The organism is Paracidovorax cattleyae (assembly GCF_900104515.1).
GTDB lineage: Bacteria > Pseudomonadota > Gammaproteobacteria > Burkholderiales > Burkholderiaceae_C > Paracidovorax > Paracidovorax cattleyae.
In genome coordinates this window covers 1-10,959 of record NZ_FNJL01000057.1, presented here as the reverse complement: position 1 = coordinate 10,959, position 10,959 = coordinate 1, and the positions used below count along the sequence as shown (strand labels likewise).

At 61.2% G+C, this 10,959-nt stretch carries 11 protein-coding genes and 2 pseudogenes; 9 read left to right on the top strand and 4 right to left on the bottom strand.

From position 1 onward, the window contains the following. The 6 genes and pseudogenes from BLR05_RS24850 to fabI form a co-directional block, all read left to right on the top strand. Positions 1-185 (top strand): annotated as a pseudogene (locus BLR05_RS24850) (IS5/IS1182 family transposase); the annotation flags it as partial. Between the two features lie 156 nt (positions 186-341). Then, entirely contained in the window at positions 342-872 is a 531-nt protein-coding gene (locus BLR05_RS24845) for a hypothetical protein (RefSeq protein WP_208606069.1), read from the top strand. Positions 873-1,008: 136 nt separating this feature from the next. Then, positions 1,009-1,245 (top strand): hypothetical protein, encoded by a 237-nt coding sequence (locus tag BLR05_RS26240; protein WP_143016017.1) that lies wholly within the window; start codon positions 1,009-1,011, stop codon positions 1,243-1,245. Positions 1,246-1,672: 427 nt separating this feature from the next. Continuing rightward, positions 1,673-2,095 (top strand): hypothetical protein, encoded by a 423-nt coding sequence (locus BLR05_RS26235; protein WP_143016016.1) that lies wholly within the window; start codon positions 1,673-1,675, stop codon positions 2,093-2,095. 222 nt (positions 2,096-2,317) lie between these two features. Further along, positions 2,318-3,025: a DUF6714 family protein gene (locus tag BLR05_RS24840; protein ID WP_244160179.1), complete on the top strand. Its 708-nt coding sequence runs from the start codon at positions 2,318-2,320 to the stop codon at positions 3,023-3,025. 225 nt (positions 3,026-3,250) lie between these two features. Next, positions 3,251-4,021, top strand: a complete 771-nt coding sequence (gene fabI, locus BLR05_RS24835) for an enoyl-ACP reductase FabI (protein ID WP_092840345.1) — start codon at positions 3,251-3,253, stop codon at positions 4,019-4,021. 21 nt (positions 4,022-4,042) lie between these two features. Here fabI and mutS read toward each other — a convergent pair whose 3' ends face one another. The 4 genes from mutS to xisR all read right to left on the bottom strand — a co-directional run bounded on the left by mutS (position 4,043) and on the right by xisR (position 8,515). Further along, positions 4,043-6,628, bottom strand: coding sequence for a DNA mismatch repair protein MutS (gene mutS / locus BLR05_RS24830; RefSeq protein WP_092840342.1), 2,586 nt, complete (start codon positions 6,626-6,628; stop codon positions 4,043-4,045). Between the two features lie 36 nt (positions 6,629-6,664). Then, on the bottom strand, positions 6,665-7,930 hold the full coding sequence (locus BLR05_RS24825) for a tyrosine-type recombinase/integrase (protein WP_092840354.1): 1,266 nt from the start codon (positions 7,928-7,930) through the stop codon (positions 6,665-6,667). Positions 7,931-7,947: 17 nt separating this feature from the next. After that, positions 7,948-8,175, bottom strand: a complete 228-nt coding sequence (locus tag BLR05_RS27560) for a helix-turn-helix domain-containing protein (protein WP_092840351.1) — start codon at positions 8,173-8,175, stop codon at positions 7,948-7,950. A 136-nt stretch (positions 8,176-8,311) separates the two neighbouring features. After that, entirely contained in the window at positions 8,312-8,515 is a 204-nt protein-coding gene (gene xisR, locus BLR05_RS24815; RefSeq protein ID WP_092840339.1) for an excisionase family protein, read from the bottom strand. Positions 8,516-8,956: 441 nt separating this feature from the next. Here xisR and BLR05_RS24810 point away from each other — a divergent pair, with 441 nt between their 5' ends. The 3 genes and pseudogenes from BLR05_RS24810 to BLR05_RS24800 form a co-directional block, all read left to right on the top strand. Further along, positions 8,957-9,154: a hypothetical protein gene (locus BLR05_RS24810; protein ID WP_092840336.1), complete on the top strand. Its 198-nt coding sequence runs from the start codon at positions 8,957-8,959 to the stop codon at positions 9,152-9,154. A 94-nt stretch (positions 9,155-9,248) separates the two neighbouring features. Continuing rightward, a complete protein-coding gene (locus BLR05_RS26230; RefSeq protein ID WP_143016015.1) occupies positions 9,249-10,265 on the top strand; it encodes an alpha/beta hydrolase family protein in 1,017 nt (338 codons plus the stop codon). 412 nt (positions 10,266-10,677) lie between these two features. Further along, positions 10,678-10,959, top strand: a pseudogene (locus BLR05_RS24800) (transposase); the annotation flags it as partial.

The window sequence follows — 10,959 nt, the reverse complement described above, 5'->3', positions numbered from 1 at the left end:
ACCTGGGCGGCAAGTTCGTGCGCACGATCGGGCAGGCACGGGCCACGGTTGGCATGACGATGATGGCCGCCTGCTACAACATGAAGCGCCTGGCGTCCTTCCTGGACCGGGGAGTGGATGCATTCTTCAAACCCAAAAGCGGCGCCTGCAAGGCACAGGTGCGCCCGCGCACGGCGAACGCATGAGTCGCTGGGGCCGAAAGGCCCCTGAGCACGGGGATCGTCCCCAGGGCAGTTGCTATCGCGCTCCCGAAGCAGGTGAATGTGTGCGGATAGCCTTGATGCTGGGCTCGGATCAGGGGTTGTGAGAGGTTCCCTTACGCCTACGTTGGAAATGATCCGTTGAACTGGGTTGATCCACGTGGCTTGGAACCGGGCTCGATGGCTCAAAGAGGGTACCTGGACAACAATCGTCCGAGCTACCCAGGACTATTGGGGCAGGACGAAAATGGCGTGCTGTTGTTTGATGAAAAGAACCCAAATTTTCATAGCTACAATGTTAGTAATTCATGTCAAAAAACCACCCCTGGCTGCACGTTTGGTAATGTTGCTGAGGGGCTTATGAGATACCCTGCTCCAGGCGCTAGTGGAGAGCCTATTGCAAATAAGCAAAGTGGTTTTGCTTTTCCTGTGGGACCTGTAACACACGTGGTGTCACCTGATAGATCAATGGTAACCAATATCACGGAGAAAAGCCACTTGCTATATCCTGGCATTGTACGACGCTGGGTTTCGGAAAGTGCCAATGAAGTCACTGTGCACACATATGGCGAGGGCGTGGGCCCGATGGGCAAGATGAATAATGCGCTTGCGGACTGGCTCTGGGGTAAGGTGGATAAAGATGTTTTTAAATGTGCGGAATCATGCAAGTAAAGAGTTATATTGTTAGTAGCCTTCTCTCCTCCTTTTTATTGGCGAGCATTTTTGTTTTTTTTCCGATAGAGGCTATCGAGGTGTATATTGGTTTATATGGGGAGTGACTTTTTTTGTATCTCTAATTTTGAATTTGATGTTGCTTGCATCTGCACTAAAAGTAGGCGAAAGATTTGGTGTTTATTTTGCTTTTGTTTATGCATTTTTTTTAGGTTTGTTTGTTGTAAATTTATTGCTCTTCATGATTTTAAAAAGATATCCTAGTTTGGATGTTATAACTTTTTATTATAGTATTTTTGGAGGTTTGGGAGGTTTATTCGCTGTTTCTTTGTATATGCTGGTTGATGGTTTTTTGAAAAATGGTAATGCCTAGAAAAGCTGTTTGTGCATTGCTGCTTTGCGTGCCCCGCTCTGCAGTCGTGCTTGACTGTTGCGGATTTAAACATCCGTCTGAGAGAGGGTGAGTCAGACGAGCTGAAGTTGAGCGGTTTGGTCCTTCATGGTTCGCTAGGTGCAAAGACCTATGAGTCCAGAGTATAGGGCGACAAAGTATACGTGAAGATTGTCTTGGCAATGGCTGGCGAAAAAGTTCCTGGAAGATTCGCGCTCGAGTTTGAGATTAATAGAGGTATTGATTGTTTTTACTTCGGTGATTCCAGGGTTTTGATATGGAGTAGAAGTGCGCTGGAAAAATGGGTAAGTTGATTGTTTGATAATGGCTTGATGGCTGGATATTTAGGCCACTGCCCTTGCATTGTGATTGAATTTCTGTCAAAAAAACGTATGAAAATATCAGTGGCATGAGGAAATTGTTTAATGTTCCACTTCTGCTGTTGATGATTCTGATTTTTGGCTATGCGATGGCAGCATTCGCATCGTCATTTCAAGAGTTGGCTGCAAAATGGCTCAAAGCCTATTCATACATGCCGCACCTTGCGGCCTATGGTCTGCTCTTGGTCCATGCGCTATTGACCCCTGGGCTGGCTTTGCTTGTGTATGCAATTTTCCTGCTGAAGCATGGTGAAGGACGTTCAAAATTTTTTCAGGGAATTGCTCTGCTGATTTATCTTCCTTTTCGACTAGTGTTTATATTCATTCTTCTCGGATTTTTTCCCCTATGGCTAATATTTGAGCTCGTGGAGTCGGTAATTCTCATTTATGCCGGCAAATGCCTGGTCAAAGAGGGTGGAGAAAAGCTTCCTCATAATTTATCTGGAAGGTAAATGTAAGATCCTCAGGAAATCAGTGCTGTTTAAAAAGGCAAAAGATTTTCTGTTGATGAAGACAATTTTCGGCAAAGGGACCATCGAGGTCTTCGGCCTGTTGCTCCGTTTTTGTGGAATACATGCTGCATCGATATGCCTGTCTTACCTTGCTTACTCGCATACTGTTTGGATTGTTGACATAAGTGGCAGGGATTGTCTGGTCTTTGTGATCGCCCTGCCATGTTGTTTGTTTGCAATGCGTGGTTTTGGGGCTGCACCAATAATCATCGCATCTGCATTGTTTGCCCCAATGTTCTATTTGATGTATTTCATCATCGGCTGCTCATTTTTTTGGGGATTGCATTTGAATATGTTCGGGATGTGATTTTTGCGAGGTGTTTTAAACTTCATGCTGGTCGTGTAATGGCGGATGCATCAACACATGCTGCACTTTTGGCGCTGGCGGACGGATTTTCCGAAAATCTGCGTCCGCAGGTATTCAATGATTTCCTGGATGTCGATGAAGAATTCCGCGAGCACAACGCGCTATTGCAGTCCAGGGACCACCAGTCGCTGACCCGCGAGGATCTTGGCAGTGTGGGCTGGAATCCCGTCGGTTGCATGAACGTGGCGGGCTGGAAGTACTGGCTTCCGGCGCTGGGCAGGATCGCGCTGAGCACGGAAACGGCTGGCCGGGGGTACTTCATGTCGGACCTGCTCGTTTACCTGAAAAATCCAGGATCCAATCCGGCGTTTCTTTCGCTAACCCAACAGGAAAGGGAAGCGGTGGCCCGGTTCCTTAAGGAGGCCACGCCCTTTGTCCGTGAAAACCTGGAGCCGGAAGTCGAGGTTGAATACGACCTGAAGCCGGTTCAATTGCAATGGGAAATGTTTTCAAGGGGGAGGCCGTGCGATGACGAAATTCCCAAGCATGGCCACGGCCGATAACGAGGCTCGTCCACGCCGTTGACCTGTGTCAATGGGCTCGCAGGCCTTTTGCGTACATTGCCCCAGTCGTCGCAGAGGGCCATGGTGGGTATTCATCCCGTGTGGGCTGCACCCCTGGCGCGACAGCGCGGCATATCGGGAGGCCGGGGAGCATTCCGCCAACCTGGGTGGCCGCACTGGCTTTCCTTTTCTTCCTTTCCTCAACCTGCCCACCCGGGAGTCCCCATGCCTTTACTGGACCTGCACGGTAAGCGCGGATTGGTCGTCGGCATCGCCAATGACCAGAGCATCGCCTGGGGCTGCGCCCGCGCTTTCCGTGACGCCGGCGCGGAACTGGCGGTCACCTGGCTCAACGACAAGGCCCGGGCATACGTGGAGCCGCTGGCGCGGCAGGTGGATGCGCCGATCACCCTGCCGCTGGACGTGGAGCAGCCCGGCCAGATGGAGGCGGTGTTCGATGCCGTCGCCCGCGCGTGGGGGCGGCTGGATTTCGTGCTGCATTCGATCGCCTTCGCGCCGCGCAGTGACCTGTCCGGGCGCGTCACCGACAGTTCGCGCGAGGGCTTCGCGCGGGCGATGGACATTTCCTGCCATTCCTTCCTGCGCATGGCCCGGCTGGCCGAGCCGCTGATGCCGCAGGGCGGCAGCCTGATGACGATGAGCTATGTCGGCGCGGCCGAGGTGATTCCCGGCTATGGCCTGATGGGGCCGGTCAAGGCGGCGCTGGAGTCCGGCACGCGCTACCTGGCCGCGGAGCTGGGGCCGAAGGGGATCCGCGTCAATGCGGTCTCCCCCGGGCCGCTGGCCACGCGGGCGGCCTCCGGCATTCCGGACTTCGACACGCTCATGGCGGACGCCGTGCGGCGGGCACCGCTGCGCCGCCTGGTGGAACTGGAGGAGATCGGCGCGCTGTGCGCCTTCCTGGCCAGCGACGGCGCGCGGGCCATCACCGGCAACACACTGTACGTGGATGCCGGCCACCACATCGTGGGCTGATGCAGGCCGGGCGGGCCGGGGTCAGCCCGGCTGCGCCAGCCGCTTGAGCTGGTAGAGCGCGTCCAGCGCCTCGCGCGGGCTCAGGGTGTCGGGTTGGATGTCCTGCAGCGCCGCTTCCACCGGGCTGATGCCGGGCGCCTCGGATGCGGGCGGCGGGGCGAACAGGTCCACCTGCGTCTCGCCTTCGTTGGCGCGCTCTTCCAGCGCCGAGAGTGCGTGCCGGGCGTGATTGAGCACCGGCGCGGGCACGCCCGCCAGCCGTGCGACGTGGATGCCGTAGCTGCGGCTGGCCGGGCCGGGCTGGATCTCGTGCAGGAACACGATGTCCGAGCCGGATTCGGTGGCGCCCACGTGCACGTTCACCGCATGCGCATGGCGCGCGGCCAGTTCCGTCAACTCAAAGTAGTGCGTGGCAAACAATGTGAAGGCGCGCGTGCGGTCGTGCAGGTGGGTGGCGATGCCGCTGGCCAGCGCGAGGCCGTCGAAGGTGCTGGTGCCGCGGCCGATTTCGTCCATGAGCACCAGCGAATGCGGCGTGGCGGCATGCAGGATCTGCGCGGCCTCGGTCATTTCCATCATGAAGGTGGACTGGGCGTTGGCGAGGTCGTCCGCCGCGCCGATGCGGGTATGGATCGCGTCGATCGGGCCCAGGCGGCAGTGCGCGGCGGGCACGTGGCTGCCCATGCTCGCCAGCAGCACGATCAGCGCCACCTGCCGCATGTAGGTCGATTTACCGCCCATGTTCGGGCCGGTGATGATCTGCATGCGCGTGTTGGCGTTCAGCCGCGTGTGGTTGGGGATGAAGGCGCCCGCGGAGGTCTCCGCGAGGCGCGCCTCCACCACCGGGTGGCGGCCGCCCTCGATCTCGATGCAGGGCTCGGCCGCGAACTGCGGCGCGCACCAGCCCAGCGTGAGCGAGCGCTCGGCCAGCGCGCACAGCGCGTCCAGCGCGGCGATGGCCTGGGCGGCGCGCGTGAGCGCCGGCACGTGCTCCTGCAACTGGTCCAGTACCTGCTCGTACAGCCACTTCTCGCGCGCCAGCGCGCGTTCCTGGGCCGACAGTGCCTTGTCCTCGAAGGTCTTGAGCTCGGGCGTGATGAAGCGCTCGGCGTTCTTCAGCGTCTGGCGGCGGCGGTAGTCGTCGGGAATGCGGTCGAGGTAGCTGCTCGTGACCTCGATGTAGAAGCCGTGCACCTTGTTGAACTGCACGCGCAGGTTGGGGATCAGGGTGCGGGCCTTCTCGCGTGTTTCCAGCGCGAGCAGGAAATCGTCGCAATGGTTCTGGATGCCGCGCAGTTCGTCCAGCGCGGCGTCGAAGCCGTCGGCGATCACGCCGCCGTCGCGCACCAGGGCCGAGGGCTCTTCCAGGATGGCGCCGGCCAGCAGCGCGCCGCAGGCGGGCGGCGCATGCAGGTCCGTGGAAATCCCGGCCAGCAGCGGATCCTGCCAGCGGTGCTCCGCGGCGATCTGGCCGGCCTTGTGCAGGGTCTTGCAGAGCGCCACGAGTTCGCGCGGGCGCACCTGCCGCAACGCGATGCGCGCGGTGATGCGTTCCACGTCGCTCACGCCGCGCAGCGCGCCGCGCAGGGCCTGCCAGCTGCCCGCGCCGCCCCGGTCGCCGCGCAGTTCGGCCGTGGCAGCCAGCCGCGCCCGCGCCTCGGATCGGTCGCGCCGCGGCTCCAGCATCCAGGTCTTGAGCAGGCGGCTGCCCATGCCGGTCATGCAGGTGTCCAGCAGCGAGAACAGGGTGGGCGCATCCTCGCCGCGCAGCGTGCGCGTGAGCTCCAGGTTGCGGCGCGTGGCGGGGGGCAGGGCGATCAGTTCGTCGTTCTTCTGCACGCGCACCGCATGGATGTGCGTGAGTGCGCGGCCCTGCGTGTGTTCGGCATAGGAGAGCAGGGCGGCACTGGCGGCATGGGCATGGGCGAGGTCCTGCGCATCCCAGGCGTTGAGGCTGGCGGCGCCGAGCTGCTCCAGCAGCTTGCGCGCGCCCAGGGCGCCGTCGAACTGCCAGTCCGGCCGCAGGCTCAAGGGACAGGACAGCACGCCGCCCTGGCGCAGTGCCTGCAACTGCTGCTCGAAGCGTTCGGTCACGCCGGCGCTGTAGAGCACCTCGCTCGGGCCGATGCGCGCGATCCAGGTGCCGACTTCGTCTTGCGTGCATTCGGCCAGGTGCACCACGCCCTGCGTGACGCTGAGCCACGCCAGCCCGCACCGCGCGCGCGGTGCCTGGTGCACGGCCAGCAGCATGGCTTCGGCCTTGTCCGGCAGCAGTTCGCTGTCGGTCAGCGTGCCGGGCGTGACCACGCGCACCACCTTGCGTTCCACGGGCCCCTTGGCCGCGCCCACCTCGCCGACCTGCTCGCAGATCGCCACCGACTCGCCCATGCGGATCAGGCGGCCCAGGTAGTTCTCCAGCGCATGGAAGGGCACGCCGGCCATCACCACCGGCTGCCCGGCGGACTGCCCGCGCTGCGTGAGCGTGATGTCCAGCAGGCGCGCGGCCTTCTCCGCATCGGCCCAGAACAGCTCGTAGAAATCACCCATGCGGTAGAAGACCAGCGTGTCGGGGTAGCCCGCCTTGAGGGCGAGATACTGCTGCATCATGGGGGTGTGCAAAAACGTCTATTTTCTCCATATAAATCAACAACTTACTGTTTCTGCTTCGGTTTCTTGGGACAAATTTGGGACAATTTTCTCGAGGTTTTGCATGCCCGCCCAGATGCGCTCCAGCTCGCTGGGGGACTCTGAATCTATCCAGCGGCCATAGACCTTCACGAGCATCGAGTAGTCCGTGTGGCCCATCTGGTTGGCGATGAAGGCGAGGTTGCCGCGCGCGGTCAGGTTCCAGCACGCATACGTGTGACGGGTCTGGTAGGGCGGACGGGCCCGGACCCCCGAGCGCCGGATGATGTTGCGCCACTTGCTGTTCCAGGCGCTGGGCACGTACCAGTCGTTGACCACGCTCTTGCGCGCCTGGGTCTGAGGGGACAGCAGGACGCGCACGCGGTCGATCCGCGACTCGTGCCGGTTGAGCCAGACTTCCAGATCGGCCGGGCTGCGGGTCTTCGCGTCGGCGATCAGCACCTTCAGCGCTTCCCGGGCGGGCGGGAACAGCAGCACGGTGTGCTCCTTGTTCGTCTTGGGCACCTTGAAGGTCAGCGAGCGCGTGACGGAGCGGCGCACGGTCAGTCGGCTCAGATCGGGCGAGACGTCCTCCAGCGCCAGGGCGCACAGCTCACCGGGGCGCAGGCCGGTGTAGAACGCCAACGTCACGGACGCCTTGTCGATCGGGTGCAAACAGCCCTTGTCGAGCAGCGCACGGTACTCCGCATGGGTGAACGGATCGGGGTCCTTGTGGCTCTTGGTGAAGCGGGTGCAGTGCTTGGCCAAGCCTTCGCAATACTTGTTGTCCTCGCACCAGTAGAGGAAGCCAATGAAAGTGGCAAGGTAGTGGTTGACGGTCGAGACGGTCCGGGTCGCGATCAGGTCCACGCGCATCTGTTGGATGTCGGCAGGCATCAACGCATCGATCTGCCGGTTGCGGCCGATGGTGTTTAGACAGGCATTGAGCGCCACTTCGTAGCGGGACTGCGTTTCCTTGGTGATGTCGACGGCCTTCAACGGCATGTAGCGGTCGTAGAGATCGCACAGGCGCTTGCTTTCCTTGGCGGAGGTGTCTGCGGGACGCGAGTGCGGGAAGAATTCGGCTTCGTTGTAGGCGCCGATCTTGAGCGCATACAGCGCAGCGGTGCGCAGCCGGGCCGCGTGGCGCAGGTTCACCTTGGTGGGTTCGATGCCCAGCGTATGGCGGTGGCGCGTGCCCTTGTGCATGAAGTCCACGCGCACGGACTTCCCGTGTACCCAGATACCCGGAAAGCCTGTCTTGACTGCTGATTCCGCTGCCATCGTCATGCTCCTACGGCTCAGTTCCCATCGTCTTCGCTGTCGTTGTCCACGGGCCACTGACCCGTCTTGATCATGAACAGCTCGAACAGGCCTGGCGGCATCGTCCGCTCGCCGCCTTCCCACTGCTGCCATGCCCGCATGGACATGTGCACAGTCTCCGCCGCCTCGGTCTGGGTCATTCCTGCCGCGCTTCGCGCGGCGCGGACCTCCTCGGGCGTCGGCGCTCTCTTCTTCGGGTGGGGCATCATCAAGCTGTACGTCCGGCCCCTCGACAGGGCTATCGCCGTCGCAGTGAGCCTGTCGTACTATACACTCATTGAGTGTTTGCCGATAAGCAACGGTTGAGGCAGGGGGGCATGTTGCCCCGGTGGTGCTGGGGCGTCAGTGCGCGGCGAGCAGGGGGGAGCTTTCCACCCAGCGCTCGAACTCGCCCAGGTTCACGAAGATGCGTCCGTCCGGCGCCTTGCGCCAGACGCGTCCCTCGACCCACACGCCGCTTTTAACCTTGTGCCGCACGGCGTTCTCGCTGTAGCCGGTGATCTCGGCGAAGCGCTTGATCAGCACCCACTGGCTCGTACTGCCCATGATGACCTCCGCTCGGGACCGGCCGTCGATGTAGGGAAGGCGGGCGGCCTGGTCTTGATGAATTGTCCGAACGGCCTGCCGAGCAATAAACCCGCTTGAGCGTGCGTGCGCGCAGAAGGGCGTGGACTAGCAGTAGGATTGATCGCGCCCGCAACCTACGCTGGCGCATCGTGGTCATAGATGAGCTTCTTCTCCGCTGTCGCGGCGACTGTGAACGCTGGTCAGGAACGGCGTCTATTCGCGTCTATTCGCTGATGAGGGCGCGGTTTCGGGACGAGCAGCAGCGTCAGCGTGTTGATCGCCTGATCGCCATGCTGCGTGAATGCTGCTCGTCGGTCCGGCCGCCCGCGGGCGGCCAGACCGACGAAGACGATGCGTAGCCCGTGTGCCAGGTCTGCCCGGTGGGCCTCGCATTCGGGGGCGGCACGGTCGGGGTACGACGTGAAGCCGCACGAACGCCCGGCACCGATCCTGCCCGAGTACTGGTCGCCCCAGCAGGCCCTGGCCGTCTTCGAGTGCCTGGATGCACTCACAGAGAACTTGTGGGCCAGCTATGGCCCGCGGACACAGCACGCATGGCGCGAGCAACTCGTGCACGAGCGGCCAGCGCCGCCGATCGGTCCCGACGAACCGTTCTGAGCTCCACCACCGCCGCTCATTTGTGCAAAGTCGGCGAAGTGCCAGGTTCGTCATTCGGGCAAACTGTCGCGAGGATTAATTCTGCGAATGCACCATGACTTTGCGTCACCTTCTTTGCCTCGCCGCCCTCTGTCTTTCCACCACACTGACACAGGCTGCGGGCCCTGACTTCATCGAAGTGCCGGCCAACGCGAACGGCCAACCTCAACCGCACCATGCCGGGATCGCGCGCATCGAAGTTTCCGCTGACATACCTTTTGAAGCTCTCGTCTGGTATCCGACCGACGCCGCAGAGCGCTCGTGGCAAATCGGACCGTTCCCCATCCCCGCAACGCGCAATGCTGGCGTGGCGGACGGCAAGTTTCCGGTCGTTCTGCTTTCGCACGGAGGAGGCCCAGGCGGGGGAACTCCGCTCGTGTTGCGCCAGGTGTCGGCACATCTTGCTCGGCAGGGCTACGTCGTCATCGCACCGTTTCACGGCAAGACAGGCCTGCGTGGTCGACCGATGCAAGTCAAGCTCGCACTCGATGCCGTGCTCGCCGACCCACGATTCAACCCTCATGTCGATCCCGCAAGGCTTGGAATGTTGGGGTTCTCGCTCGGAGGTGCGGTGACGCTCGAACTCGCGGGCGCCGTTCCCAATCAGGCACACTTCGATGCGTACTGCGCTGCACACCCCAACGACGTGATGTCTTGCGTCGATGCGCCAGACAAGGGCGATGCCAGCGCCGCGCCCAAGCACCCCTCGGCGTCAGGTGAAGTACCCCCTTCCCCACAGTTGCCTCTGAAGGCGATCGCATTGCTTGACCCGCTCGCCGCGCTTTACCCCAGCAGTGGACTCCAAACGGTGACCATGCCTGTCCTGCTCTTTCGGCCGCAACAGAGCCAACTCTCAGGTGATGGAAATGCCGCTGGGTTGGCAGCGGCATTGCCGCACGCCCCCCAGTACCAGACTCTGCCCGGCGGACATTTCGTCCTTATCGATATATGCCCACCCGTTCTTCAAGCCGAAGCGGCCGAGGTATGCACCGATCCCCAAGGGGTTGATCGCGCAGCCGTACACGCTGCTATCGAATCGACGATCGCGGCGTTCTTCGGCAAGCATCTATAGCGCGACATTTCGATCTCGCTGCTGCATGGATCGCGAGATCGCGACCCGAAAAGCGCTCTCGCCTGCGCGCTGCGCTTGCCGATGCGTGCCTTCGTTGGAAGTCGGTGGGCGGTCTTGCTGTTCCCTTCACCGTACCACGGCGTGCTCGCCGTCAAGGGCTGCGCGCCGCTGGCGCTTGCGGCCTCGCGGCCGTCTACGACCCCTGACTGCTTGCGCTGCGCCGTGCTGACCACGGTTCCGGGCAATTCCGCCCGAGCAACCGGAGCACGGTCATGTCGCAACTTTCCCTCGCTATCGATTCCTCGCTGCTGGTGCGTGACGCACAGGGCCGCTACCTGCTGGCCATGACCTGCTCCCCATAGGGCGTACCAATAGAAGGTTAGTAGAGTCCGTTTTCAGAGGAAGAACGGACATGAAGAAGAGCAGATTCACCGACGAGCAGATCATCGGGTTCCTCAAGCAGGCTGAAGGCGGCATGCCGGTCAAGGAACTGTGCCGCCTGGGCGGCTTCAGCGACGCGACCTTCTACAAGTGGCGCGCCAAGTTCGGCGGCATGCAAGCCAGTGAGGCCACACGACTACGCGAGATCGAGGGCGAGAACGCCAAGCTCAAGAAGCTGCTGGCTGAGGCCCACCTGCACATCGAAGCGTTGAAGGTGGGCTTCGGGGTAAAGCGCTGACCCCGCAGGCCAGGC